22 protein-coding genes and 1 tRNA gene are annotated in these 25896 nt (G+C 62.1%); 18 read left to right on the top strand and 5 right to left on the bottom strand.

Annotated features, from left to right (window positions below):
- Positions 1-66: 66 nt before the first annotated feature.
- Complete coding sequence (gene rarD / locus VLU25_19370) at positions 67-1008, bottom strand: EamA family transporter RarD (GenBank protein ID HSR70098.1); 942 nt, start codon at positions 1006-1008, stop codon at positions 67-69.
- A gap of 147 nt (positions 1009-1155) precedes the next feature.
- Here rarD and VLU25_19375 point away from each other — a divergent pair, with 147 nt between their 5' ends.
- Complete coding sequence (locus VLU25_19375; GenBank protein HSR70099.1) at positions 1156-2706, top strand: M20/M25/M40 family metallo-hydrolase; 1551 nt, start codon at positions 1156-1158, stop codon at positions 2704-2706.
- A 15-nt stretch (positions 2707-2721) separates the two neighbouring features.
- Here VLU25_19375 and VLU25_19380 read toward each other — a convergent pair whose 3' ends face one another.
- Both VLU25_19380 and VLU25_19385 read right to left on the bottom strand, forming a co-directional pair.
- A complete protein-coding gene (locus VLU25_19380; protein ID HSR70100.1) occupies positions 2722-3525 on the bottom strand; it encodes an alpha/beta hydrolase in 804 nt (267 codons plus the stop codon).
- Between the two features lie 14 nt (positions 3526-3539).
- Positions 3540-4001, bottom strand: coding sequence for a thioesterase family protein (locus tag VLU25_19385; protein HSR70101.1), 462 nt, complete (start codon positions 3999-4001; stop codon positions 3540-3542).
- A gap of 151 nt (positions 4002-4152) precedes the next feature.
- Here VLU25_19385 and VLU25_19390 point away from each other — a divergent pair, with 151 nt between their 5' ends.
- The 16 genes from VLU25_19390 to ytxJ all read left to right on the top strand — a co-directional run bounded on the left by VLU25_19390 (position 4153) and on the right by ytxJ (position 22836).
- The gene (locus VLU25_19390) at positions 4153-4860 is read left to right on the top strand and encodes an AraC family transcriptional regulator (protein HSR70102.1); all 708 of its coding nucleotides are present in this window, start codon (positions 4153-4155) and stop codon (positions 4858-4860) included.
- Positions 4861-5081: 221 nt separating this feature from the next.
- A complete protein-coding gene (rfbA, locus tag VLU25_19395) occupies positions 5082-5993 on the top strand; it encodes a glucose-1-phosphate thymidylyltransferase RfbA (GenBank protein ID HSR70103.1) in 912 nt (303 codons plus the stop codon).
- A 14-nt stretch (positions 5994-6007) separates the two neighbouring features.
- Entirely contained in the window at positions 6008-6601 is a 594-nt protein-coding gene (locus tag VLU25_19400; GenBank protein HSR70104.1) for a D-sedoheptulose 7-phosphate isomerase, read from the top strand.
- On the top strand, positions 6591-8693 hold the full coding sequence (gene prsK / locus VLU25_19405; GenBank protein HSR70105.1) for an XrtA/PEP-CTERM system histidine kinase PrsK: 2103 nt from the start codon (positions 6591-6593) through the stop codon (positions 8691-8693). The genes VLU25_19400 and prsK overlap by 11 nt, the downstream gene beginning before the upstream one ends.
- Complete coding sequence (locus tag VLU25_19410; protein ID HSR70106.1) at positions 8690-10060, top strand: nucleotide sugar dehydrogenase; 1371 nt, start codon at positions 8690-8692, stop codon at positions 10058-10060. The genes prsK and VLU25_19410 overlap by 4 nt, the downstream gene beginning before the upstream one ends.
- A gap of 27 nt (positions 10061-10087) precedes the next feature.
- Positions 10088-11446 (top strand): PEP-CTERM-box response regulator transcription factor, encoded by a 1359-nt coding sequence (gene prsR / locus VLU25_19415; protein ID HSR70107.1) that lies wholly within the window; start codon positions 10088-10090, stop codon positions 11444-11446.
- Between the two features lie 520 nt (positions 11447-11966).
- Positions 11967-13214 carry a hypothetical protein gene (locus VLU25_19420; GenBank protein ID HSR70108.1) on the top strand — a complete coding sequence of 416 codons (1248 nt, stop codon included), beginning with the start codon at positions 11967-11969 and terminating at the stop codon, positions 13212-13214.
- A 59-nt stretch (positions 13215-13273) separates the two neighbouring features.
- On the top strand, positions 13274-14443 hold the full coding sequence (locus VLU25_19425; protein HSR70109.1) for an NADP-dependent malic enzyme: 1170 nt from the start codon (positions 13274-13276) through the stop codon (positions 14441-14443).
- Between the two features lie 48 nt (positions 14444-14491).
- Positions 14492-15262, top strand: a complete 771-nt coding sequence (locus tag VLU25_19430; GenBank protein HSR70110.1) for a queuosine precursor transporter — start codon at positions 14492-14494, stop codon at positions 15260-15262.
- 85 nt (positions 15263-15347) lie between these two features.
- Entirely contained in the window at positions 15348-16283 is a 936-nt protein-coding gene (locus tag VLU25_19435) for a hypothetical protein (GenBank protein ID HSR70111.1), read from the top strand.
- On the top strand, positions 16280-16930 hold the full coding sequence (locus VLU25_19440) for a DUF4129 domain-containing protein (protein ID HSR70112.1): 651 nt from the start codon (positions 16280-16282) through the stop codon (positions 16928-16930). Before VLU25_19435 ends, VLU25_19440 begins: the two co-directional genes overlap by 4 nt.
- The gene (locus tag VLU25_19445; protein HSR70113.1) at positions 16908-18218 is read left to right on the top strand and encodes a DUF4350 domain-containing protein; all 1311 of its coding nucleotides are present in this window, start codon (positions 16908-16910) and stop codon (positions 18216-18218) included. Before VLU25_19440 ends, VLU25_19445 begins: the two co-directional genes overlap by 23 nt.
- Positions 18215-19264 carry a MoxR family ATPase gene (locus tag VLU25_19450; GenBank protein HSR70114.1) on the top strand — a complete coding sequence of 350 codons (1050 nt, stop codon included), beginning with the start codon at positions 18215-18217 and terminating at the stop codon, positions 19262-19264. The genes VLU25_19445 and VLU25_19450 overlap by 4 nt, the downstream gene beginning before the upstream one ends.
- On the top strand, positions 19261-20592 hold the full coding sequence (locus tag VLU25_19455) for a DUF58 domain-containing protein (protein HSR70115.1): 1332 nt from the start codon (positions 19261-19263) through the stop codon (positions 20590-20592). Before VLU25_19450 ends, VLU25_19455 begins: the two co-directional genes overlap by 4 nt.
- Positions 20593-20603: 11 nt before the next feature.
- Entirely contained in the window at positions 20604-22490 is a 1887-nt protein-coding gene (locus VLU25_19460) for a stage II sporulation protein M (protein ID HSR70116.1), read from the top strand.
- 22 nt (positions 22491-22512) lie between these two features.
- Complete coding sequence (ytxJ, locus tag VLU25_19465) at positions 22513-22836, top strand: bacillithiol system redox-active protein YtxJ (GenBank protein ID HSR70117.1); 324 nt, start codon at positions 22513-22515, stop codon at positions 22834-22836.
- Positions 22837-23151: 315 nt separating this feature from the next.
- On the opposite strand, the gene VLU25_19470 is transcribed toward ytxJ, so the two are convergent.
- Positions 23152-24624: a multicopper oxidase domain-containing protein gene (locus tag VLU25_19470; GenBank protein HSR70118.1), complete on the bottom strand. Its 1473-nt coding sequence runs from the start codon at positions 24622-24624 to the stop codon at positions 23152-23154.
- Between the two features lie 295 nt (positions 24625-24919).
- On the opposite strand from VLU25_19470, the gene VLU25_19475 reads away from it, so the two are divergent.
- On the top strand, positions 24920-25624 hold the full coding sequence (locus VLU25_19475) for an ABC transporter ATP-binding protein (GenBank protein HSR70119.1): 705 nt from the start codon (positions 24920-24922) through the stop codon (positions 25622-25624).
- Positions 25625-25735: 111 nt separating this feature from the next.
- Here VLU25_19475 and VLU25_19480 read toward each other — a convergent pair.
- Positions 25736-25811 (bottom strand) — tRNA-Glu (locus tag VLU25_19480).
- Between the last annotated feature and the right edge of the window lie 85 nt (positions 25812-25896).

Genomic DNA, 25896 nt, shown 5'->3' on the forward strand with positions numbered 1-25896 from the left:
CACGCGGGTCAGGTTTCAGCGACCGTGGTGAAGGCCCAATTGCTCTAGGCGGTATGAGGCTGCCCGCTAGAGCTTCCCCGGCGGGATTGCGCGCAGGGCGCGGCGGCGCGAGCGTTCGCGACGCAGCATCTCGATGGAAAAGAGCGCCAGGGCCGTCCAGATCAGCGTAAAGGTGATGAGATGGCTCCTGGTGAACTCTTCATCATAGGCGAAGACCGCCAGCAGGAAGTGCAGAGTGGGACCCAGGTACTGCAATAGGCCGAGGGTGGAGAGGGGCAGGCGCTTGGCCCCTTCGTTGAAGAAGAGCAGGGGAATGAAGGTGGCCGGTCCGGCGGCCGCCAGCAACCAGGCCAATCCGCCTCCCCCGCCGAAGGCGCCCGCGCCCGTCCACTCCAGCCATCCCAGATAGGCGGCGGCGGGAAGGGTCAGCAAGAAGGTTTCCAAACCCAGTCCCATCAAGGCACCCACAGGAGCTTTCTTGCGCACCAGCCCGTAGAAGGCGAAGGTCAGAGCCAGCGCCATCGACACCCAGGGGAACTCTCCGTAGTCCAAAGTCAGGTAAAGCACGGCCAGACCCGCCAGCAGTACGCTCAGGCCCTGCAGCCGGCTGAGACGCTCCTGCAAAAAGAGGATGCCCAGAAGCACGTTCAGGAGCGGATTGATGAAGTAGCCCAGGCTGGTTTCCAGCAGGTATCCGTTGTTGACGGCCCAGATGAAAATGAGCCAGTTCGATCCGATGATGAGGGTGGAGGCACTCAGCGCCGCCATGGTCCGGCCGGAGTGCAGGATCTGGGGGATTTCCTTCCAACGGCGCTTGTAGCTGATCAGAAGGGCCCCGAAGAGGGCCGACCAGAGAACGCGATGGCAAAGGATCTCCAGCGCCGGCACAGCCTGCAGCAGTTTCCAGAAGGCCGGAAGGAGTCCCCATATCAGGAAGGCTCCACCTCCGTAGAGAACGCCCGCGCCGCTGGACGAAGGCGTATGCTCTGTGGCCGCATCGTTGGACAAATCCGCTCTCCTCGCTCCCTCTCTGCGCAGAACGGAAGCCCCGCTCCCCGGCAGACGGCCTAGTATCGCTCCTCGAGGTCGTTTTTGCCAAAAAGCCGACCCTCCCGAAGGCATGCAGTGCCAGGCTGGAGCGGTTAGAATCGGAGCATGCACGAGAAGACAATCGGAGGCATCGCGGCGCTACTGGCCTTATTCATCTCAACCCTCATGGGGCAGGAGGCATCCTCTCCTACCGCCCAACAGGCCCTAGAGCAAGTGCGCCTCTATCGTCAGGCCCACGAGGTCGAGATCCTGCAAGATTTCCGGGAACTGCTCTCGATTCCCAACGTGGCCTTCGACGCCCCCAACATCCGCCGCAACGCGGAGTGGATCCGCGATGCCTTGGCACGGCGCGGAGTGGAAGCCCGTTTGCTGACCTTACAAGAGGAAGAGGCGCCGCCGATTGTGTTCGGCGAATTGAAAGTCCCCGGCGCGCAGCGGACGCTCAACATCTACGTCCATTACGATGGCCAGCCGGCGCTGCCTCCGCAGTGGACCCACAAGCCCTGGGAACCGGTCCTCTACTCGGCCTCGATGGAGGACGGAGGACAGCCCATCGACTGGCCACAGCCGGGAGATCGTACAGATCCTGAAGGGCGCATCTACGCCCGCTCGGCCGGAGACGACAAGGCGCCCATCCCAGCCATCCTCACGGCCTTGGACGCTCTGCGCCAGGCAGGGATACAGCCCACCTCCAACCTCAAGTTCTTCTTCGAGGGCGAGGAGGAGGCCGGGTCGCCCCACCTCGAGCAGTATTTGAAAGCCTACGGCGATCTCCTGGAGGGCGACATCTGGCTCTTTTGTGACGGGCCGGTCCACCAATCGCGCACGCCCCAGTTGGTCTTCGGAGTACGGGGCATCGTAGAGATGGAACTGACGGTCTACGGCCCCACCCGCTACCTGCACAGCGGACATTACGGCAATTGGGCTCCCAATCCCGCCCAGATGCTGGCTGAACTGCTGGCCTCCATGAAGGACCCGGAAGGCAACGCCGTCGTGGAGGGCTTCTACGACACGGTAGCGCCTCTCACCGCCCGCGAGCGGGAGGAGCTGCAACAGGTTCCGCAAGTGGACGAGCAGCTTCGTCGCGAACTGGGGCTGGCCCGCAGCGAAAACGGGAATCAGCCCTTAATGGAACGCCTGCTGCTGCCCTCGCTCAACGTCCGCGGACTGGCGGCAGCCAGCGTGGGACGCCAGGCCCGCAACGTGATTCCCACCCATGCCATCGCCTCTCTCGACATCCGCCTGGTCAAGGGCAACGATCCTCAAGACATGCTTGATCGTGTGGAGGCTCACATCCGGCGCCAGGGATATCACATCGTGCGCGAGACGCCGGACAAGGCCACGCGGCTGGCTCATCCGCGCATCGTCAAGGTGGTGAGGGGGGACGGATACCCGGCTGCCCGCACCCGCATGGACTTGCCCATTGCTCTGGAAATCGCCTCGGCGGCCCGAATGGCCGGAGGGGGAGAGCTGATTCTGGTCCCCAGCCTGGGAGGCTCTCTGCCTCTTTATCTCTTTACCGATCTCCTGCAGGCGCCGCTGGTCATCACCCCCATGGCCAACCACGACGACAACCAGCACGCTCCCGACGAAAACCTGCGGCTGGCCAATCTCTGGTACGGAATCGACCTGATGGGCGCCATCTTCACTTTCTGAAGCAATCCGGCAGAGTCAGCCGGCGCCCAGGATTTCCAGGTGGTCGAGAAAGCGCAGCAGTTCAGTGTCGAACTCCTCGGGACGGTCGATGAAAGGCCAGTGTCCGCTGGGATAGAGCATGCGCACGGGCACTTCCAGGCGGAACAGTTCGTCCAGCGTTTCGCGGGCGGCTCCCTGCGGGTAGCCGGCCAGATAAATGACGGGGAGAGTGCGTCCGATGTCGCGCATGCGGCGGGCCAGGCGGCCCTTTTCCGAGAGCTCCACCAGTTCCCGGCTGTTGAGGTGAAAGAGGGCCGGGTCGCACAGTTGGTAGCTTTCCCAATAACTGCCGTGGGCCGGGTCGGATTTCCCTTTTTCCATGATCAGGCTGCCCACCTGGGCGTAGCCTTGCCGACAGAAGGCTTCCTCCTCGAACTCGGCTGCTTTGGCGCTGTAGTGGCAGTCTCCCGGGCTGATATTGCCTTCGATGTTGACAAAGGCCTGCAACCACTCGGGACGCTCCTCGCAGATCAGGGTGGCGATGACCCCTCCCATGGAGTGGCCTGCCAACACCACCCGGCGCAAGCGCAACTCGGCGATCCAATGGCTGAGGTGGCGGGCCTGCTGGGGAAGGGTGCGGCAGGAGGAATCGGGCGGAGTCTTTCCGTAGCCGGGCAAGTCGGGCGCCCACAAGCTCCACGACTCGAGGCGGGGACTGGCGATGAGACGTTCAAAGCCCAGGCTCGACTCGCCCAGCCCGTGTATCAGAACCAGGTCTCCACGCCCAAGGGCCGATTGGCGCTCCCGCGTCCACAGTCCGCGGATTTCCGATTGATGCATGCCCCTCCTCCCGCTCAGTCTTGCAGCCATCCTTGCATGATGTCGTGTCCTCCCGAAGCGGAGAGACTGACCCGGTAGGTCGCCGTTGCCACCGCCAGCAGTTCATCGTCCTGGTTGCGCAGTTCCATGCGCGTGACCGCTACCGAGCGGCCGGGACGCAGAACCTCTGCGCTGGCCCTGAAGGAACTGCCGCGGGCCGGCATCAGGTAGTCGGTGCGCAGGTCGATGGTGCCCAGTCCCCGGGGAGGACGCTGGGGCGTAAAGCTCGTCAGCACCGCCGCCGAGCCCACCACGTCGAGCACGGCAGCGATGACCCCCCCGTGCAGGGCCTGGGTGCGGTAGTTGCCGACCAGTCTCTCCTGAAAGTCGAACTCCAGGCTAGCGCTGCCCTGGCCGGCAGCGGTAATCCGTAGCCCCAGTATCTCATGGAAGGGTATCTTCTCTTCGTAGATGGTGCGGATCAAATCCAATGCCATTAGAACGTCCTCCGTCCACGCTGCGGGGCCGGCTCAACAAGGAGGCCGCGGGAAGGGGCAATTGTAGCAGACGCCCCCTCGGGCATCGCCTTCTTGAAGGCCCTCGACCTTGCCATCCCTCCAGCAGCGCCGCCTGGGTTAGAGTAGATAGATGCAAGCCTGGAAGCTGCAAATGCGACTGCGGGGAAAAGGCATCCTGGTTTCCACCGGCCTGGAAATACCCGTCTCCACCACCTGCTTGAGTTCGGCAGAGGCGGTTTGCCGGACCGACTATCGGCCCCGTGTGGGCGATGCCATCCAGCTTTGCCTGGATTGGCCGATGATCGGGGGCGGGACCGACCTGCTGGAAGGCTTCGGTTCGGTTTCAGCCATGGAAATCCGCTCCGGCCGGGCCTTCGAGGTCCACGTCAACTTCCTCGACTGTCCCCACCTGCTCAAGAACATCTCCTCTGAGGTCGCCACCCCCGAGGCCCACATGCTGGAGACGCCTGAGATCCTCAAGTCGTTGCCGGTGGAGCCTGAAGCCTTTCACTATTACCGCCGTCTGGGAAGAGTCCAGGACTTCGTGCTGGAGCACTACACCGAGCCCATTCCTCTCAAGCGGGCCGCCCAGGTAGCCGGGATGGAAGAAACCTATTTTTCCGACTTCTTCAGCCGCAAAGTGGGGGTTCCCTTCACCCGCTGGCTGAGCGAAGTGCGAATCGGCCGGGCCATCGAACTCATTCAGGGCGGCAACCACTCCATCACCTTTGTGGCCCACGAGGTGGGTTTCTCCAACCTGCGTACCTTCGAGCGCGCCTTCCGCAAACGGACCGGTATGACACCCGCGCACTATCGCCGCCTGGTGCGTCCCAGCTAGCGGGCTCCCGCAAGGCCGTGTGGAGAGACTTGGACGCCCCAGCCGTTTCTTATGGCATTATTCAGATGTGACACGGAGTCGCTGGGATTGGTACATTCTTTACCATCCGGGCTTGCCGCAAAGCCTCTTTCCTCCTGTCCGCAAGGAGGAGTGTAAGTGACACACGCGGAGCGTATTCTCAGGCGGAGCGGGGCCCAATGCCCAGCTGGACCGCAAACCTTATGGAACAACAACCCGCCACGCGCAAGGGAATAGTCTTGGCGGGCGGCCGGGGGACGCGTCTTTATCCCGTCACCCGGGCCGTCACCAAGTCGCTGTTGCCCGTCTTCGACAAGCCGATGATCTACTATCCGGTCTCGGTCTTGATGTTGGCCGGAATCCGCGAAATCCTCATCATCACCACTCCCGAAGATCAGGAGAGCTTCCGCGAGCTGCTGGGCGACGGTACCCAGTGGGGGGTGAGCCTTTCGTACCAGGTGCAGCCCCGTCCCGAAGGCCTGGCCCAGGCCTTCATCATCGGGCGTGACTTTCTGCAGGGAGAGCGGGCCTGCCTCATCCTGGGGGACAACCTCTTCTACGGTCACGGATTGCCCGAGATCCTTCAGCGGGCGGCCGGCGTGGAAAAAGGGGCCGTAATCTTCGGTTACCGGGTGCAGGACCCGCAACGCTACGGAGTCGTGGAATTCGATGCCCGGCGACGCGTCCTCAGCATCGAGGAGAAGCCCTCCCGACCCAAGTCTAGCTATGCCGTTCCCGGACTCTACTTCTTCGACGGTGACGTGGCCGATGTAGCCGCCGGACTGGAGCCCTCTTCGCGAGGCGAACTCGAAATCACCGACGTGATCAAGCACTACCTGCGGCGAAACCAGTTGGAAGTGGAGCTTTTGGGGCGCGGCTACGCCTGGCTGGATACCGGGACCCATGAATCGCTGTTGGAGGCCGGCACCTTTATCGAGGCCCTGGAGAAGCGTCAAGGACTCAAAGTGGCCTGCCTGGAGGAGATCGCTTTCCGTCTCGGATATATCGATGCCTCTCAACTGGAGTCCTGCATCATCAACCTGAAAGGCACCGGATACGCCGCATACCTGAGGAGCCTCCTCCAGGAGGTGCGCCACTCCACACTCCGCGGATGAGCGGGGAGCGAAGTATGAAGATCGACCTGTGGAACACTGTCTTGGATGCTCATCGAGCCCTGCTCGATCAGGTCCGGGAGTCGCTTTTTCCCCACTGCGAACTGCTGGTTGGCGTCCTCGTCGATACAATGAAGAGCGGCCGCAAGTTGCTGGTGATGGGCAACGGGGGCAGCGCGGCGGATGCCCAGCACATTGCCACCGAGTTCGTCGTCCGCCTGCAAGGCGACAGAGGTCCGCTGCCCGCCATCGCCTTGACAACCGATACCTCGACCTTGACGGCGGCAGGGAATGACTACGGCTTCGAGGAGATCTTCGCCAGGCAGGTCCAGGCCCTGGCCCGGGAAGGAGACGTGGTGATCGGGATCTCCACTTCCGGAAACAGCGAGAACGTTCTGAGAGGCCTAAAGGCGGCGCGCGCGCTGGGGGCCGTGACGGCTGCTCTGACCGGAGGCGATGGGGGCAAGTTGAGAGACTTGGCCGATCATGTCATCGTTGTACCCTCCCGCTCAACCGCCAGGATTCAAGAAATGCACATCCTGATCGGGCATCTCTTGGTGGGGGCCGTTGAGCAGGATCTGGGGATGGTTGCCGAGAACCATGACCATTGAATTGAGCGCCGCTTTGGCGGCATCCATTTTATCGGCTCTGCTGGGCGCAGCCGCACTGTGGCTTCGGCGAGGCTCACACCTGCACCAGCTCTTCGCGCTGGGGATGTTGACCTTCGCCGTGGAGCGGACCGTCCTCTTCCTGAGCATGCGCTCGTCGGACGGGACCGGGATTACCCCGCTCATGCAGGTGGGTCTGGCGGCTCTGGCCCTGTCGCCGCCCCTTTGGCTGGCTTTCACGCTGACCTTCGGACAGCCGGAAGGAAGGCACCGACTGGGACGCGGATGGTTGGCCACGCTGGTCATCTCCGCTGCCGCGGCGCTGGCTTTGCTCTTTCAGCCGGGATTCTTCGCTGCCGTCCCCATCTTTGAGCCCCCCCACAACTGGATCATTCCCATCGGCTTCGCCGGAGAGGTCTACCACCTCATCTTGCTGGTGACTTCCACTCTGGTCATCGCCGCCTTGGAACGGACCCTGGTCTCCACCACGGGTCACGCCCGTTGGCGGCTCAAGTTCCTGGTGCTGGGATTGGTGGGCATCTTCGCCTGCCGGATTTTTACCGCCTCCAACGCGCTCTTTTACGCCCAGATCGACACCCAAATCGAGGTGGTCAACAGCCTTGTGATGATGCTGGCTGCCGTCCTCATTCTGGTAGGCATGCGGCGCAGCGGGGCCCTGGAACTTGATCTCTACGTCTCCCACGCCATGCTTCATCGCTCCATCGCCATACTGGCGGTGGGAATCTACCTCATGGCGGTGGCCCTGGCCGTTCACCTGGCCAGCTTCTTCGACAAGGTTCCTCATCTCGACACCATCCTCATCCTCGTCACCCTGCTGGCGCTCCTGGCGGCTCTCCTTTCCGACCGCTTGCGCCTCAGCCTGCGCCGCTTCGTCAGCCGCCATTTCAAGCGTCCGCTCTACGATTACCGTGAGGTATGGCGGAACTTCACCCTGCGCACCGCCGCACTGGTCGACCGCCGAGAACTCAGCCGCACCGCGGTCAAGATGCTCTCCGAGACGCTGGAAGCCCACGCCGTGACCATCTGGGTGGTTTCCTCGGGCGCCGCCCGCGTCAGCATGGACGCATCCACCGCCTTGACCCAGTCGGCGGGACAAGATTGCACCTCTCAGCGGGAGCCCTTCGAGAAATTGTTGACGGGCGTGGCGGCCGAAGAAGAGGGCTTGGATCTGATGGAGAGCTCCGCGCCATGGTGCAAGGAGCTTCGCCAAACTCACGGCGACTTCCTCAAAGAGGCCATGATCCGCTATTGCTTCCCGCTGCGGGCCCAGGGTGATTTTTTGGGGATCCTGACCGTTGAGGGGCGGGTGAGTGATCGTCCGCTGACGATTGAGGACCACGATTTGCTTCAGGTCATCTGCGACCAGGCCGCCGCTCAAATGCTCAATATGGAGCTCTCCGACCGTCTGCGCCGGGCCAAGGAGATGGAAGTCTTCCAGAACATGTCGGCCTTCTTCATCCACGATCTGAAGAATCTGGTCTCGCGCCTCTCCCTGACGGCTGACAACCTCCCCAGGTATTTCGACAATCCCGAGTTCCGCCAGGACGCCATCCGCGTCATGCAGCGCAGTGTCGACAAGATAAAGAACTTCTGCAGCCGCCTTTCCACCCTGCAGAAATGGGGCGCGGCCCGCGAGAAGGTCGATCTTAACGCCCTGCTGTCCGGTATCGCCGGCGAGTTGGAAGGATCCCTTCAAGTTAAGCTTGAGACCGATTTTTCCCCCTTGCCTCCAGTGATTCTGGATGTTGAGCAGATGCATTCGGTCGCCAGCAATCTGCTCATCAATGCCGCTCAGGCTTCGGCTCGAGGGAGCCAGGTGGTCCTGACCAGCCGGCTGCTCAACGGGGTTGTCGAGTTCGCCGTCAGCGATCAAGGATGCGGGATGTCGAGGGAATTCATCGAGAGTCGCTTGTTTAGGCCCTTTCAAACCACTAAGAAAGACGGCATGGGCATCGGTCTTTATCAAAGCAAGTTGATCGTCGAGGCCCACAAGGGCCATATGGAAGTGGAAAGCCGGGAAGGGAGGGGAACCACCATACGGGTGCAGCTCCCCGCGGCCGAGGAGAGAGAATGAGTCAATCTCCCCTACTCGAACGGTTCTTGAAGAAAGTCGAAGACCGCAGCGCCCGCCTGGGCGTGGTCGGGCTCGGCTACGTCGGCCTTCCGCTGGCCGTGGTGGCCGCTGAGAAAGGATTCCCCTGTCTGGGACTGGATGTCAGTCCGGAAGTGGTAGACGGAATCAAGGCAGGGCGAAGTCATGTTCAGGACCTGCCCCAGGAACGCCTTCGCCCCTTGGTGGAAGAGGGTAGCCTCCAGGCCACCCTCGACTTTTCCCGCCTGGGCCAGTGCGATGCGGTTTCCATCTGTGTTCCCACGCCCCTCAACAAGATCAAGGATCCCGACCTCAGCTATGTGGTCGAGGCGGGACGCCAGATCAGCCGCCACCTAAAGCCGGGCCATTTGATCGTGCTGGAAAGCACCACCTTCCCGGGCACGACCCGCGAAGTGTTGCTGGAGGTGCTGGAGACGTCGGGAAAGAAGGCCGGTGAGGATTTCTTCCTCTGCTACAGTCCTGAACGGGTCGATCCCGGCAACCGCATCTGGAATGCCGGCAACACCCCCAAGGTGATGGGCGGCCTTTCAGACGACTGTCTGCAGGCCGGGCTCTCCCTCTACCAGGAGATTTTCGATGAGATGGTCCCCGTATCGAGTCCCGAGGCGGCCGAGTTGACCAAGGTCTATGAGAACACCTACCGCATGATCAACATCGCCTTGGCCAACGAGCTGGCCCAGGTCTGCGACCGGCTTCAGGTGGACGTGTGGGAGGTGATTGAGGCCGCGGCCACCAAGCCCTTCGGCTTTATGAAGTTCACCCCCGGACCCGGGCTGGGAGGCCACTGCGTTCCGGTCGACCCCCACTATTTGAGCTGGAAGATGCGGGCCCTTTCCTTTAAGACGCGCATGATCGAGTTGGCCAGCGAGATCAACTCCGAAATGACGGCCTTCGTGGTCCGTAAGGTGGCCGACGCCCTCAATCTGGAATCGAAACCGGTACGGGGCAGCAAGATACTGGTGGTGGGTGCGGCCTACAAGCCGGATGTCGACGACCTGCGGGAGAGTCCGGCGCTGGAGATCCTGCGCCGCTTGCAGGAGATGGGAGCGCAGATCGCCTACCATGATCCCCACATCCCTGAAATCGAAACCGCTGCCTTCGGTTGGCCGCAGCCGTGCACGCTGCGCAGCCGGGAAATCAGCCAAACGGCTCTGGAGTCTTACGATGCCGCCGTCATCGTTACCCATCATTCCGCCATCGACTACCAGTTGCTGCTCGATCACAGCGGGCTGGTGGTCGACACTCGGGGCGTTACGCGGCGGATGAGCGGACGCGCCAGGGTGGTGACGCTGGGCGGACGGGAAAGCAGAAAAGAGGGCCAGCGGTAGCCAGCCCGTCCCACATTAGCGAAGCACATGAGCGAACAGACGAAATTGCTGATCGTCGACGACGACGAAGATCTCAGCAGCCAGTTGAAATGGGGACTGATCGACGACTACCAGATACTGTTGGCCGACAGTCGCCCCAGGGCCTTGGAGATCGCCCGCAAGGAACAGCCCGAGGCGGTGACGCTCGACCTGGGTTTGCCCCCCGAAGCCAATAACGTCAGCGAGGGGATGAATGCCCTGGGTCAATTGCTTGAAGCCGTCCAGGGGGTCAAGGTGGTGGTAATCACCGGCCAGGACGAGAAAAAGCACGCCCTGGCAGCTATCCAACAAGGGGCCTACGATTTCCTGGCCAAACCGGTGGAAATCGAGGAGCTCAAGGTCATTCTCAAGCGGGCCGTTTATCTGCGCCGCCTCGAGGTCGAACATCGCAAGCTGCGCAAACACTTCCGCGAGGACAGCTTTCAAGGCATGTTGGGGAGTTCGCCCCAGATGCAGCAGGTCTTTACAGCCATACGCAAGGTAGCCGCCAGCACTGCTCCGGTTCTCATCGTGGGCGAAAGCGGCACCGGCAAGGAATTGGCAGCCCGCGCCATCCACAATCTGAGCGGACGCAGCAACGGTGCCTTCGTCCCCATCAACTGCGGCGCCATCCCTGAGAATCTGCTGGAAAGCGAGCTCTTCGGTCATGAGAAGGGAGCCTTCACCGGCGCTCATGCCCAGAAAAAGGGACAGATCGAAACTGCCCGAGGCGGATCGCTCTTTCTCGACGAAGTAGGCGAACTGCCCTCCCACCTGCAAGTCAAGCTGCTGCGCTTTTTGCAGGAAGGCGTCATTCAGCGGGTGGGCGGCCGCAAGGAGATCGCCGTCGACGTCAGGGTCATTTCCGCCACCAACGCCGACCTCGAGGCCATGATGGGGGAAGGGAGCTTCCGCGACGACCTCTACTACCGGCTGGCCGTCATCGTGATTCCTCTGCCCAACCTGCAAAAGCGGGAGGGTGAAATCTTGCCTCTCGCCAAGTCCTTTCTCGACCGCTACGCCGACGAGAACGCCAAAAAGATCAAAGGCTTCTCGGCCAAAGCCGTGGCCGCCATGGAAACCCACGCCTGGCCTGGCAATGTCAGGGAACTCGAGAACCGCGTGCGGCGGGCTGTGATCATGGCCGACAAGGCGAACATCACTCCCGACGACCTGGGCCTGGAGGGGGGGCATGCCAAGTACGAGGGTCTGAGTTTGAAGGCCGCCCGTGAGGCCCTTGAGAAAGACATGGTCGACCGGGCCTTGGCACGCAACCAGGGCAACGTCAGCCGGGCGGCAGCGGATCTGGAGATCAGCCGGCCCACTCTCTACGAATTGATGGACAAGCTCAACGTCGAGCGTCCCTGATCCGCCAGGGACGCAAGGAGCCGCTAAGTGCTGCCGGTCATAAATTCTGAGCCAGGACCCTCCGTTTCTAGTCCCTGGCAGGGACAGATTCGCCAGCCCAGCGACTGTGTCAGCCCCGGCGAGCGCAAACGAGTGCTCCGGTAGTCCTTGCAGGCCTCCAGCACAGGTGATGGAATTGTGCCGATGGAGCCGTGGTTGAAATGGATGATGCCTTACTTCAACCGGTACTGGCTGCGCCATGCGGCCCAGTCCTGCTGGGTGCCGGCTTGAGGCGGTCCCGAATGCCGCATCCTCTCCGCCCAAGCCAGGCGCGGAAGCGCAAAGAGTGCCGCCGCAGCGGAAGCTTGTTTAAGGAAACGTCGGCGATTGGTCGATGGGTTGGGCATGATGAGGTCGCTCAGCGATTGTGGCAAGAGGAAGGCAGGGGGCAAGGTGCGCGAAACGGTGACGAGCGGCAGTATAGTGGGGATGTATTCTTGTCGCGCCAAAGTGCCGGGAATTCGATTGATTTGGAGTTGAAATGAAGAGCATTCAGTTTATCGGTGTCATCATCTTATCGGCATGGCTGCTTGCCGTTCCGGCTTTCGCCCAAGGAGAACCGGACCCATTCGACTGCACGGCTCGAGACGAGGTCGACCTTGCGGTCTGCATCTATCAGGTCTTTCCTCAGATTGCCGTGGGAGGGGGGTTCTCGGGCGAACTGGTGGTGACCAATCAGGGATACGTCGAGGATGCCCAGGTGCGCATCGACTTCTGGGGCGACGACGGCCAGCCCCTGATGGTCGACTTGGGCCAGCAGCAGCCGGCCGGCCAGATCATCTTCTCCCTGGGTGCCGGGCACAGCCGCGTGGTACCCGTCTCTCTGGACAGTGAAGTGGCCATTCCCGGCTACGCCCGCATCACCCATTCGGCCGAGATCTCATTGCGGGGCAGCTATGTTCTGCGCGTGCTGGACGCACAGGGCGAACTGCAAACTCAGTTGGGGGTGTCCTCTCTGATTCCCCTCAACAGCTTCAGCTTCCCCGTCCAAGTCGACTCCCAGGCGGGGGTCAACACCGGACTGGCCTTGGCCAACGGATCTTTCAGGCTCATCGCCACTCCTGATCCCGCCCCCCAGGGCTTCGTCCTGACTCTCATCGACGAGCAGGGAATGATCGTCGATCAGCAGGTGCTGCAACTCGACCTCGACGGGCATACCTCCCTCTTTGTCGACGATGAGCGTCTCTTTCCGGGATTGAACGACTTCCGAGGTGTCTTGAGCGTCTCTGCGGGCATCGACTTCGGACTCACGGCCCTGCGTCTGGAGCAAGGCATCCTCTCGACCATCGCGGTCAGCGAGGGTCCCGTGTTCTCCTCCTTCGACATCACCTCCAGCCTGGACGCCGTTCCCGAGCAGGAGCCCAACGACACCCTCGAGACAGCCGGCGACTTGCAGTTGCCTGCCCGCGTTTCGGGCGTGGTTACGCCCGTTCAGGACACCGACCTTTTCAGCTTCCAGGCAAGCCAGGGCGACATCCTGACCGTCTATACCCAAACCGAGCGCGGCGTCTCCCGCCTCGACTCCTTCCTCTCCTTGGAAACGCCCTCCGGAGAACTGCTGGCCTTCAACGACCTCAACCGGCTGCTGCGCCGGTTCGACTCCTTCCTTCAGGTGGTTCTTCCGGACGACGGCGAGTACGTTCTGCGGGTTGAAGACTTCGCTTTGCAGGGTGGCCCCGCCTTCACTTATGACTTGGTGGTCAGCCTGCAAGAGGCTCAGCAACCTTGATCGTATCTTCAAATCCTGCCTGTTGACAGCGAGCGGTCCAACGTCAGAAGATTGCCTCGATGGACATTTACGAACGCTCTCTGAAACGACATGGAGAAACGAAAGGAAAGGTCGAAATCCGTTCGCGCATGCCCCTGAACTCGCGCGAAGACCTTTCCCTCGCTTACACGCCAGGCGTCGCCCGTCCCTGTGAAGTCATCGCCGGCGACGTCTCCCGAGCCTGGGACCTGACCTGGAGAGGCCGTACCGTGGCGGTTGTTTCAGACGGCAGCGCCGTCCTCGGGTTGGGCGATATCGGTCCCGAAGCCGCCCTTCCCGTGATGGAAGGCAAGGCGGTGCTTTTCCGCGAGTTCGGCGGCATCGATGCCATTCCGCTGGTTATCAACGCCCGCGAGGTCGATCACGTGGTGGCGGTGGTGAAAGCCATTGCTCCCACTTTCGGCGGCATCAACCTGGAGGACTTTTCGGCTCCCCGCTGCTTCGAGATCGAATCGAGATTGCAGGATATCGGAATCCCGGTCCTTCACGACGACCAGCACGGAACCGCCGTAGTCACCCTGGCCGCCATCAAGAATTCCCTGCGACTTCTGGGCAAGGAATTCCAGGACCTTAAAGTGGTCATCAACGGTGCCGGCGCCGCCGGACGCGCCATCGCCCGGCTGCTCAGCAGTCCTGCGGCCGAAGATGCCGATTTAAGGGCCGGCAGCGTATTGGTATGCGACTCCAAGGGCATTCTCTGGCCGGGGCGCCCGGGCAACACCACCTTCAAGGAAAAACTGGCCCGGCGTACTAACGCCAAGGGGCGTCAAGGCGATCTGAGGGACGCCCTGCATGGCGCCAACATCTTCATCGGGGTCAGCAAGGGCAATCTGCTTACGGCCGACGACATCAAGCGCATGGGCGAGGATGCCATCGTCTTGGCCATGGCCAATCCCATTCCTGAAATCGATCCCGACGAAGCCCGCCTGGGCGGGGCTGCCATCGTGGGCACCGGACGCAGCGATTACGATAACCAGGTCAACAACGTACTGGCATTCCCCGGGCTCTTCAGAGGAGCCCTGCTGGCCCGCGCTCCCCGCTTTACCCATGCCATGCTGCTGGCCGCCGCGGACGCCATCGCCGACTGCGTCTCGGACCTCCGTCCGGAGTTCATTCTGCCCGCCGCGCTCGACCGCTCGGTCGCTCCCCGGGTGGCCAAGCAGGTAGCCGAGGCGGCCCGCTCTGCCTGAAGAAGCGACAGATCCCAATCCTCATAGCTGCTGACGACGATGACGACGATGAAGATATCGGACAGCAATCTGCGGGAACGGCGCGAGAGGGTCTTTCTGGTTTTTGCCGGATTCTTCCTGGGCTCGCTGGCCATGCTCAACATCATCGGCATCAGCCGCTTCGTCGATCTCAGCTTCGAGATCTTCGGCCTGCGCATCCCATTCGTCCTGGCGGTTGGCGTGCTGCCCTACCCCATTACCTTTCTCTGCACCGATTTCATCAGCGAACTCTTCGGGCGCCGCCGCGCCAACTTCATGGTCTGGGTGGGCTTGATTCTCAACCTCTGGGTGATATTCATCCTCTGGTTGGGCGGCGTGCTTCCCGGCTACGAGGAGGTCAACCCGCAAACAGGCCAGATCGTACGCGACGCCGCGGGACGGCTTCCAGTCTTCTTCGAAATCAGGGCCCTGACCTTCGGCGCTGTGGCTGCTTCGATGTTGGCCTACCTGTCGGCTCAGTTTTGCGACGTCTACCTCTTTCATTTCTGGAAGGACCTGACCAAAGGAAAGCATCTCTGGCTGCGCAACAACGGCTCGACTCTGGTGAGCCAGTTCATCGACACCTTCGCCGTCATCACCATCACTCACTTCTACGCCCGCGCCCTGCCGGTCGACGAACAAGCCGCCATCTGGCCTCAACTCTGGGTTTTCATAGGCTCCGGTTACGTCTTCAAGCTGGTCTCAGCCCTGCTCGACACCGTTCCTTTCTATCTCGGCGTACGATGGTTGAGCGCCTACTTGGAGATCCCGGCGCCTCTTAGTCAGGGTGAATCACGATAATTGCCTCTTCTATCCGAGTGTGCGACCCTTGCAAAGCAACCTGCTCGGGCAAGTGATGGATGCGCTTTCAAGCTAGGAAACCAGCATGACCGAATTCTTGGCCGACATGATGCCCCGTTTTCAGGCCATGTCGGTGGGACAAATACTGGATTCGACGCTGCGCATGTACGTGCGTCACATCCCTCTGCTGGCCGGGATCACAGCCGTGGCCTTCGTTCCATACTACGGCGCGGCCATCCTCTTGCTGCTGCTTGCCCGCAGCGGGGAGCCGGGACTGATGACGCTGGTGGCCGTCCTGGTCTCAGGACTTGGACTTGTCCTACTGCTTTTCGTCCTCTCTCCTCTCTCGATTGCCGCTACTCTGGTGGCGGTCAGCGAACGCTATCTGGAGCGCCGGGTTTCCATCATCAGCGCCTTTCGCGTCGCCTTACGGCGCTTCATCCATGTTTTTTTGGCCTACTTGCTGGTGGGAGTGGTCCTGGCCGGCATTGTGCTGGGGGGATTCCTGCTGATTTCGGCTGTCTTCTTGCTCTCCAGCTTGATGGGCCCATCGGCCCGGTTTTTCTTTCTTCTCTTCTTCGGCACCGGCAGCGGCGTGGCCATGTTCGGAGGCATGGTGGCGGTCTTCGTGATTTTCAGCATGGTCGTACCGGTGGTGTTGCTTGAAAAGCTCAACGCCGTGCAGGCCATGCGCCGCAGCATCGAATTGACCCGCGGCAACCGAATCAAAATTTTCGCCGTTTTCGCCGTGCTTTACGTCGTCATCATCGTCGTCAACGTGGCGCTGTTGGCAGCGGGCATGGCCATTTTCGGACTGGAGGCTGTCGAGAATCCCATCTTCGGGCAAGTCACCCAAATGGTGGGCAACCTGATCTCAACGCCCCTTCTCTATACCAGCGTGGTCTTCGTCTATTACGACCTGCGTATCCGCAAGGAGGCCTTCGATCTCGACTATCTCAGCCAAAGCCTGGAAGAGGCCGTCCAGGGAGGCGGCGGGACGCAGCCGGACAAGAGAGGATGACGTCGACAGTGATGCAGCCGCAACCCGCTTCCGAGCCGCCCCCTCCGGCTGAAATCGAAAAGGCCGTAGAAGAGGTCTTCCTTCGTCCCGAATTTGCCAAAGACCCGCTCTCCGACTGGCTGGGACAGGCCATCGACTGGCTTTGGGATCAACTGTCGTCGCTGGCCGGATGGGCGGAAGCCAACCCAACCGGACGCTGGGTTCTGATCGTGGTGCTTTCCCTTATTCTGGTGGCTCTGCTGGCCCATATCGCCTGGACCATCTGGCGGATTTTGCCCCAGCGCCAGGACCAACGTATTGGGGTGGCGGGCACGCCTTGGAAGACCCTGGAAGGGAAAGCCGCCAGTTGGAAGGAAGCCCTGCAGCTGGCACGCCGCGCCCTGCAGCGGGGCGACCTCTACCAGGCAGTCTGGATCTCCCACCGTTTGCTCTTGGGAGTGATGGACGAGCGGGGGCTGCTGCAGTTCGCCCGCTGGAAAACCAACCGGGACTATCTCAAGGAGTGCCGCCAGAAGGGCCAAGGCTACCGCTTGTTGCAGGACCTTTCCGAGGCCTACGACCAAATCGTATACGCTCACCGTCCCGCCGCCCAGGGACGCTTGCAGGGACTTCTCAATCAAGTCGATGAGTTTTACCGTCAATCCTGACTCCGGGCCCAACCGGCTTAACTGGATGCTGCTGGCGCTGTCGCTGCTGCTGACCTTCGGCTTGGCGGTGCTGCTGGGCAGCCTCTCGGGTGAAAGCCGTCGAAGCGTCAGGCGCCAACCCTCGACCTTCTTTACTGACGACAGCGGGATGCGGGCCGCCCTGCTGGTCTTGCAGCGCTTTACCTCGGCCGAGCGCTGGCGCAGCGTCCTCTTGGCCTTGCCCTCGACCTCCCAGCCAGCCCGGAGCCAAGGCGTGGAGGAGCCCGTCGATACCTTCATTGTGGCCCATCCCCGCCTTCACCTCTCACCTGGTGAAGCAGAGCGCTTGCGGACGTGGTTGGAAGACGGCGGTCAGGCCATTCTCTGTTTGGAGAGCGATTGGTTGATCGAAGGCCGGAGGAGCCGATTTCGGGCCTCCTCCCGCCGGCAAGCGGAAGAGTCGCCCAACGTCGACCCGGACCAGCCGCCGGACGGGTTCCTCAAACGTCTGGGAATCGTGATTCGCGCCGCTCCCGCATCAGGTTCCGTCCAGGATGAGGGCGGGGAATCAGCGGAGGCTGCTGCCGGCGCTTCGCCGCCGCTGCGCCTGGAGAGCGGCGATCTCATCGTCGAGGGGCAAGGGCTGCAGGTGATCGCCCAGGGACCGAGAGGTCCCCGGGCCGTTTGGAAGACGGTGGGACGGGGGCGACTGGCCGTCATCTCCGATCCGCTGGCATTCAGCAACTCCCGCCTGCGGGAGAGCGATAACGCCATCTGGCTGGTGCGTACGGCAGCTTCCTACCGGGGCGGTCAAGTAGCCTTCGATGAATACCACCACGGTTTCGGCAGCCGGCGCCGGATGGTGTCGCTGCTGTGGGACTTCGCGACTACGCCCTGGGGATGGATGTGCCTGCAGATCACCCTGGCCCTGCTGGCTTACCTCTTGATTTTCCAGGCACGCTTCGGCCGGGTGGAGGAGGCGCCGCCGCCCCGCCGGGCCAGTCCGCTGGAGTGGATCGACGCCCGCGCCGGACTCTTGCAGGCCGCCGGCGCGGGACGCCTCTGCGCCCGCTGGATGCACCGCTCGCTGGCCTTGCGCCTCTCGCGCAGTGTGGGCTACAGCGTCGACATCGACGAGGAGCGGGTGCAGCGCAAACTCAGCCTGGGTGAGCATAGTCGGGCCCGCAGCTTCCGCGACTACCTGCTTCACTGGCGCAACCTGCCCCAAGAGGGTACGGTTACTCCCCAACAACTGACCGAGCTGGCCCAAGCAGCCGGAAAACTGGCTCAGGAACTGAAGTCATCATGAACTCATCTCAGCTACCCGAAAACCGTCCTCCTTTTGAGCAAGCCCTGCAATTGACCGAGGCTATCGGCCGTCAACTGAAGCGGGTAATCTCCGGACAGGACGAAATCATGCGCGACTTGCTGGCAAGCCTGACGGCGGGAGGACACGTCTTGCTCGAAGGAGTCCCCGGCGTGGCCAAGACACTGCTGGCGCGCTGCCTTTCCTGCGCCATCGAAGCCCGCTTCGCACGCATCCAGTTCACGCCCGACCTGATGCCGTCCGACATCACCGGAGTCAATGTCTACCAACCTGAAACAGGGGAATTCTCCTTTCGCCAGGGTCCCCTTTTCAACGAGATCGTGCTGGCCGACGAGATCAACCGGGCCCCCGCCAAGACCCAGTCGGCCCTTCTTGAGGCCATGCAGGAGCAGCAGGTTTCCATCGACGGAGAAACCCGGCAATTGCCGGCTCTGTTCTTCGTCTTGGCCACCCAGAACCCTATCGAATACGAGGGAACCTATCCGCTGCCCGAGGCCCAGCTCGACCGCTTCCTGATGAAGATTTCCATCCAGTATCCTTCGCTGGAGGCCGAGCGCGAGATGTTGGACAAGATGCACCGTCTGGGCCCGACCGCCGCCCGTCCCTCGGAAACCATCCAAGCGGTGGCGAGGCCCGAGGAGATTCTGCAACTGCGCCGGCTCTCTCATCAGGTGGAGGTGGACGAGTCGGTGCGGCACTACATCGTCGATGTCATCCGTCAGTCGCGCGCCTTCGACTCGCTGTCTTTGGGAGCCTCGCCGCGGGCGGCAGTAGCCTTGTTGCAGGCCGCCAAGGCTCTGGCCGTGCTGGAAGGCCGTTTCTACGCTACTCCTGACGATGTCAAAGCCATGTCCTTGCCGGTGCTTCGTCACCGCGTCCGCCTCACGCCCGAGGCCGAGATCGAGGGCCTGCATGCGGACGACTGTCTGCGGGCCTTGCTCGAGCAGGTGGCGGTGCCGCGCTTCAGTCCTCCCGCCGCTGAGGCAGAGGAAGCGTCCGCCGGCGAGCCCACCGAAACCCCCTCATGAAGAGCCGCAGCCGCACCGTCCCGACTCCCGTTCTGCTGGGCTTGATTGCCCTGGGCGGGCCGCTGTGGCTTCTTTCTTTGGTCTTGCCGATGGGTTGGCTGGCGGCACCCGCCTATTGGCTGCTCCTGGCACTGGCGGCGCTGCGTGAGCGCTCCGCCTTGCCCTCCTCCCCGGACATCGAAGCCTCCCGCCAACTGCCCAGGAGGTTCTCGATGGACTCGGTGCAGAACATCGAGATCAAGCTGCAAAACAACTCTTTCCGGGCCATCTCACTTTCTCTTGAGGACCAGCCCCCGACGGCCTTGCAGGTGTTGGATCCGCTGCCTGCCGGACGCGTGGCGCCGGGCGAGGCCGTCAGGGCCGCCTACAAGGTGCGCCCGGTGCGGCGGGGCGATCATGTCTTCGGCGAATTGCTGCTTTTCCTGCGCCTGTCCAAGGCCGGACTGCTGGAGCGGCGGCTGGCTTTCGATCTTCAGGACCGCTGCAAGATCTATCCTCAGTTCCTGCAGGTGGCCGAGTATGAACTGTTGGCCAAGATCGACGAGCGGGAAGAGGTGGTGCGCCGTCCGCGGCGGCTGCGCGGGGACGGAACCGACTTCGAAAGCCTGCGTCAATATGTGCCCGGAGACGACCTGCGCAAAGTGGACTGGAAAGCCAGCGCCCGCCGCGGACACCTGATCAGCCGGGTCTTCCAGGTGGAGAGGGGACAGCAGATCGCCATCCTGCTCGACTGCGGACGCCTGATGGCCGCCCAGATCGGCGAGTTCGCCCGCCTCGAACACGCCTTCAACGCCGCCGTCATGCTGGCCTACGTGGCCCAGAAGCGGGGCGACTCCATCGCCCTGGCCACTTTCTCGAACCGCATCGAATCGTTCCTGCCGCCCATCCGCGGACACCTCATCATGCCCTCGGTGCTGGAGAGCATCTACCGCGTCCAGTTGAGGGAGGTGGAATCGGATTACTGGCAGGTCATCGCCGAGTCGATGGCCCTGTTGCAGCGCCGCAGCCTGGTGCTGGTGCTGACCGATGTGCTCGACTCCGTCTCCAGCTCAGGACTGATTGCCAATTTGATGCGGGCCTCCTCCAAGCACCTGGTTCTGTGCGTGGTGCTCTCCGAGCCCAAGGTGGAGGAAACAGCCGACTGCGTCCCCCGCGATACCCGCGGGGCCTTCCGCAAAGCCGCCGCTGCCCATTTCCGCATCGAGCGGCAGATCGCCTTGGAACGGATGCGCTCGCGCGGCATTCTGGTGCTGGAGACCGATCCCCGCCAGCTCAGCATCCAACTGGTTCGCAAGTATCTTGAAATTCGTCAGGCCAACCTGATTTAAAATAGGACATCGTGCACGGCAGCTACACCATCAGAACTCCCGATCACGTCGAAATCGATTTCGAACTGGCCGGACCCCTGGCCCGTTTTGCGGCTTTGCTGCTCGATACCCTGATCATCATAGGGCTGATGGTGGTGCTGAGCCTGTTGGCTACAGCAGTGGGCTTGCTCAACCTGGCCGCGGACAATCCCTTCAGCCAGGGGCTCAACTCTCTCGGGGCAGCCGTCCTGCTGATTCTCTTCTTTCTCCTCAACTGGGGCTACTACGTCTTGGTCGAACATTTCATGCGCGGGCGCACTCCCGGTAAGGCTGCTGCTGGTCTGCGGGTGCTGCGTGACGACGGTTTTCCGGTCACCTTGCGCGAGAGCGCATTGCGCAACCTGCTGCGGGCCGCCGACATGCTCCCTATACCCACCTACGTGCTGGGCGGAATCGTGGCCCTCTACCATCCTCATGGAAAACGCCTGGGCGACATGGCGGCCGGCACCATCGTGGTGCGTGAGGCCTTCGCCACCGATCCTGTTCGCCAGTCGGCTCTCCGCTCCAGCTCGGGATGGTTGGCCAGGGTCGAAGCGGGACAGTCCCGCCAGGTGGTTACTCTTCCCCGGGGCAAGATCGATTCCCGCCAGTTGGCGCTGGTGCGAAAGTTCATGGACCGCCGCCTGCAGATGAACCCCGACAAACGCTCCGAACTGGCCTGGCGCATCACCCGTCCCTTCCTCGAGATGATGGGAGAAGACCCGGAGCGGGTGGCCGCCCTGCCCGATCCGCGCGAGTACTGCGAAGGCGTTCTGCGGCGCATCTTGGAACTCTCTTCCCGGCAGGTTGACGCCGCTCGGCTTAAGGCCGCCCCCTTGAAGGAAGGCGAGCAGCCACCTCAAAAAGAACTCGATGCCGCGGCCCGCAAACGCCTGCTCTGGCTTAGATTTTCGCGCCGGGTCAGACGCCTGCTGTCGCGCGGCGCTCCGGCCCTGCGTCGCCTTTCCCCCCAAAACATAGAGGACCTGAGCCAGGATTATCGCCGCGTCAACGCCGATTTGGCCCGGGCCCGCTCGATGGGGGGAGACGAGGACGCCGTGCTGGAACTCAACCGCATCGCCCTGGCCGGCCATCTGCTCTTCTACGGCTACGCCCGGCACAGCAAGGGCGGGGCAGAGAGCGCTTCCTGGCTGGCCGCCTTTCCAAGGGCTTTCCGACGTTCTCTGGGGGCGGCGGGACTGTCGGCCTTTTTCTTCTTCTTTCCCGCCGTGGTGACGGCCTTTGCCGTGATGGGCGACCCCTCGCTGGGCTACGACCTGGTTCCGGCGGCGTTTCTCGACTTCCAACCGGCCCGCGAAGACACCATGCACAGCTTTCCCGAATTGATGCGTCCCGTGGCCGCCAGCTCCATCATGACCAATAACCTGCAGGTCTCGCTGCTGGCCTTCGGACTGGGACTGACGGCGGGAGTGGGCACCGCGCTGCTGCTGATCTACAACGGCATCCACATCGGCGCGGTGGCAGGATGGATGACGCTCAACGGCAATGGACGGGCCTTGTGGGGCTGGATCATGCCTCACGGAGGCACCGAGCTGCTGGCCATCGTCCTGGCTGGAGCCGCCGGATTCCTCTTGGCCCGCACCATGCTGGCGCCGGGACGGCTGACCCGCAGCGAAGCCCTCAAGCGTGTCGCTCCGCGTGCCCTGACGCTGGAACTGGGCGTGATGGTGATGCTGGTCTTCGCCGGTCTGGTGGAAGGGTTCATTTCGCCCAGCACGCTGGGCTTCTCGGGCCGCATCGCTTTCCTGGCAGCCACCTTGCTGATGTGGTTCCTCTACCTGGGCGCAGTCGGGCTGCAGGGCAGGGCTGAAAAAGATCCCGCTCCTGGAGAATCCAACCTCCCGGCCGCGGCGTCCTAGTGCGCGAGGGTAGAGGAAAAACATGCAGCAACTCATCGAAACGGCTCAAGTCGATCAGCTCTTTCAGCAAGCCACCGCCCTGATCTTCAAGCACAGCACCTCCTGCGCCATCAGTTCTTTCGCTCATCGCGAGGTGGAAAAATACCTCTCCCAGCATCCTGGCGCCGTCGTCCACAAGGTGCACGTCATCGAAGAACGCGACGTTTCCAACTACATCGCCCGGCAGACTTCAGTAGCCCACGCCTCGCCTCAGATGATTTGCTTGCGCGGCGGCCAGGTGGAATGGCACAGTTCCCACTTCGGCATTACCGCCGGCCGCATCGCCAGGAAACTCGCCTCAGCCTAGCGCTGCCGGTCAAACCACTGGACGCTGGACGCCTGCTTCTTGTCCCTGCAAGGGACAGATGCGCCAGCCCCCTCCTTCGCCCCCTTCGCCAGAGGCTACGGAGGGCGAGGCAGGGCTTCGGAGGGCAGGCAGTGGCTGTGTTGAAAGTCGAGCACAAGCTCCCTGAAGGGGAGCGATTCGCTAGCCCAGGGTCAGCCCCGGCGAGCGCCAGCGAGACGGCGGCGCCACCCTGGGTTCAGGACGGCCAAGGTCCGAACGCTGAAGGCGTGGAATAACACAACGGGGCGGCTCAAAACTTCAGCGCACTAGAATCCCTCAAGGTACGATTTCCACCAGCCGCATCATTCCCTGATCCTCGTGGTTGAGGATATGGCAGTGGAAGACGAAGCTGCCGATGTAGCGCTTGTAGAAGGTATAGAAGACCACCGGCTTGCCCTTGCGCACCAGGATGGTGTCCATCCAGCGCGGCGGGTTGAGTTCCTCATCTCCGATCTTGACCACCATGAAGGGATTGACGTGGATGTGGAAGGGGTGGTTCTGGTCGTCGGAGGACAGGTTCCACTGCTCGTAATGGCCCAGCTTGAGCTGCCAGGGAACCTCGTTGGGATTGAAGGGGACGCCGTTGATGTTGAAGAAGGTGCTGGAGTTGTTCTTGGCGAAGACCACGTCCTTCTGCGACTGGAGCTGGTCAGGGCGGATGTCTCTGAAAGGCTTGTACTTGGCCAGTTCGGCGCTATTGGGAAGGGACATCACGACCGGGTAGCCCTCGACCACGACGGTGGCTACCAGCTCCTCGTTGGTCGGCAGATTGCGCAGGCCCTGATCGGGTTGTTCGGCGATCTTCATGAGCTGGTAGGTTCCCGGCGCTCCCGCTTTGACGAGTACGTCCACACGGTTGCCCGGAGCCAGTTCTACCGATTCATGAGGGTCGATGGAACCGGTGGCCAGCCCGTCCCAGGCGATGACGTTGAGCTCATGGCCTTGCAGGCTCAGGTGGACCAGTTCCAGAATGCCGGCTTGAATGAAGCGCCAGCGCTGCACCTCGCCGGGCTTCATGCGGATGACCGGATGGACCTGCCCGTTGACGAAGGTTGGGCGGGTGTACTCGCCCTGCAACTGCGCAAAGTCTTCGATGGTGCCGATCCCGTCGTCGCCTAGCTCGTAGGGGATCTGCTGCAAGATCATGATCCGATCTTTGGCGGCGGCGATTTGGGGATTGTTGTCCAGTCCGCCTTCCACGATCAGGGCTCCGCCCATGGCGCTGGCCACCTGCATGGCCGTGGATCCATGCTTGTGGGGGTGGTACCAGAAGGTTCCCGCCGGGTGATCGTCGGGCAAGTTGAATTCGTAGAGAAGGCCTTGGCCGGGCTCCAGCTCGAGCAGGACGTTGTCGCTGTTGCCGGTGGGCGAAATGTGCCATCCGTGGGTGTGGAAGTTGGTGATGTTGAACCCGTGTGGGACATTGGGATCGGCGGGATGGTTCATGTCCTTGTGGGGGAGGTCGTTGTTGAGCTGCATGGTGATGCGGTCGCCCGCCTTGACCTTGAAGGTGGGCGGCCTCAAGGTGGCTTCATAGTTGCGCAGGTTGACCTTGTCGCATCCCAGGATGTTGACGGCATAGGCCACCGTCATGACGGTGTCGAGCCTGCCGTTCTCGGAATCCCTGATCTCGGGCTGGAGCAGATTCTGGCCCTCGCAGTTCTGAGCCTGCAGCCAGCCCACGGCCAGGCAGAAACTCAGCACTACGGCCAAAAGACGGACTTTGGGCGTGGTCGCGATCCTCGACATTTTCTCCTCCCCTAATGCAATGAACAATTTGAAATATTGTCCTGATGGACTTGAGGGCCGATTATGCGCGGGGTGGTCGGTGCTGTCAATAGCCTATAGCTCGTACAGCCACGCACAGTGAGGGACGCTGTTTAAAGGCCGATTGGGCCGGCTCCGCCGCGATCCGCCCGGTGAGTTGGCAGGAGGTGGAGAATTCTGTCCTTTAAAAGCCAACCATCCGAGGGTGAAGTCCGTCTTAAGGGTAATGCTCAAGACATTGCTGCGCCGAATTTCGGGTTCTGACGCCCAACAGCAGATGGAAGATTTTTTGCGGGCCCGCGCCGACACGCCTCTGATCAGCCTGGAGGGAATCTCCAAGGTTTTCGTGAGCGGCAACGGCGAGGTGCGCACGCAAGCCCTGTGCGAAGTCGATCTGCAGATTGAGCGGGGCGAGTTCGTTACCGTGGCGGGTCCCTCGGGATGCGGGAAATCGACTTTGCTGCATATCATCGGCCTGCTGGAAACGCCTTCCACCGGCACCTACACGCTCAACGGAACTCCGGTAGCCGGACTGAAGCCCCAGCAGATGGCCTACATCCGCAACAAGTGCGTCGGCTTCATCTTCCAAAACTTCAACCTGATCGGCGACCTGACGGTCTACGAAAACGTGGAAACGCCCTTGACCTACCTGAAGATGCCCGCCGAGCAACGTCGTCAGAGGGTTATGGACGCGCTCTCCAAAGTGGGGATGAATTCCTACGCCCGCCGCTATCCTTCCCAGATCACCGGCGGCGAGCAGCAGCGCGTGGGCGTGGCCCGGGCGGTGGTGGCCGATCCGCTCATTCTGCTGGCCGACGAGCCCACCGGCAACCTCGATTCCAAGAACGGCGAAGCCGTGATGAGCCTGCTCCAAGACCTCCACGCCAAAGGCGCTACACTCTTCCTGGTCACCCACAACCCCGACTACGCCCGCCGCTCCCAACGCACCGTTAAACTCTTCGACGGCGAAACCAGCAACTGAGCAGTTCCAATGCCGGTCCGCTGTCAAGCTGCTCCGAGGGTCGATAAGAACTGAAGTCGGCGGCGGAAGGGTGAGTTCCAGCGTTTCCCTGACCGGAGATTGGAACGGGTTTGGTAGCCCCAGGGGGATTCGAACCCCCGTTTCCGCCGTGAGAGGGCGGCGTCCTAGTCCCCTAGACGATGGGGCCGCCGCAGGAATGTAGCAAGATCGCCGAGAGCTTGTCAATCCAGGGCCGCCCTGTCAGAATCGCCCCTAAACCCCCCTCTTGCAGA

The sequence above is a fragment of the Acidobacteriota bacterium genome (assembly GCA_035471785.1).
GTDB lineage: Bacteria > Acidobacteriota > UBA6911 > RPQK01 > DATIPO01 > JANQFM01.

Coding starts and splice junctions, on each gene's coding strand:
- VLU25_19375 (HSR70099.1), top strand. CDS start 1,156: ATGCACGAGAAGACAATCGGAGGCATCGCGGCGCTACTGGCCTTATTC.
- VLU25_19380 (HSR70100.1), bottom strand. CDS start 3,525: ATGCATCAATCGGAAATCCGCGGACTGTGGACGCGGGAGCGCCAATCG.
- VLU25_19385 (HSR70101.1), bottom strand. CDS start 4,001: ATGGCATTGGATTTGATCCGCACCATCTACGAAGAGAAGATACCCTTC.
- VLU25_19390 (HSR70102.1), top strand. CDS start 4,153: ATGCAAGCCTGGAAGCTGCAAATGCGACTGCGGGGAAAAGGCATCCTG.
- rfbA (HSR70103.1), top strand. CDS start 5,082: ATGGAACAACAACCCGCCACGCGCAAGGGAATAGTCTTGGCGGGCGGC.
- VLU25_19400 (HSR70104.1), top strand. CDS start 6,008: ATGAAGATCGACCTGTGGAACACTGTCTTGGATGCTCATCGAGCCCTG.
- prsK (HSR70105.1), top strand. CDS start 6,591: ATGACCATTGAATTGAGCGCCGCTTTGGCGGCATCCATTTTATCGGCT.
- VLU25_19410 (HSR70106.1), top strand. CDS start 8,690: ATGAGTCAATCTCCCCTACTCGAACGGTTCTTGAAGAAAGTCGAAGAC.
- prsR (HSR70107.1), top strand. CDS start 10,088: ATGAGCGAACAGACGAAATTGCTGATCGTCGACGACGACGAAGATCTC.
- VLU25_19420 (HSR70108.1), top strand. CDS start 11,967: ATGAAGAGCATTCAGTTTATCGGTGTCATCATCTTATCGGCATGGCTG.
- VLU25_19425 (HSR70109.1), top strand. CDS start 13,274: ATGGACATTTACGAACGCTCTCTGAAACGACATGGAGAAACGAAAGGA.
- VLU25_19430 (HSR70110.1), top strand. CDS start 14,492: ATGAAGATATCGGACAGCAATCTGCGGGAACGGCGCGAGAGGGTCTTT.
- VLU25_19435 (HSR70111.1), top strand. CDS start 15,348: ATGACCGAATTCTTGGCCGACATGATGCCCCGTTTTCAGGCCATGTCG.
- VLU25_19440 (HSR70112.1), top strand. CDS start 16,280: ATGACGTCGACAGTGATGCAGCCGCAACCCGCTTCCGAGCCGCCCCCT.
- VLU25_19445 (HSR70113.1), top strand. CDS start 16,908: ATGAGTTTTACCGTCAATCCTGACTCCGGGCCCAACCGGCTTAACTGG.
- VLU25_19450 (HSR70114.1), top strand. CDS start 18,215: ATGAACTCATCTCAGCTACCCGAAAACCGTCCTCCTTTTGAGCAAGCC.
- VLU25_19455 (HSR70115.1), top strand. CDS start 19,261: ATGAAGAGCCGCAGCCGCACCGTCCCGACTCCCGTTCTGCTGGGCTTG.
- ytxJ (HSR70117.1), top strand. CDS start 22,513: ATGCAGCAACTCATCGAAACGGCTCAAGTCGATCAGCTCTTTCAGCAA.
- VLU25_19470 (HSR70118.1), bottom strand. CDS start 24,624: ATGTCGAGGATCGCGACCACGCCCAAAGTCCGTCTTTTGGCCGTAGTG.
- VLU25_19475 (HSR70119.1), top strand. CDS start 24,920: ATGGAAGATTTTTTGCGGGCCCGCGCCGACACGCCTCTGATCAGCCTG.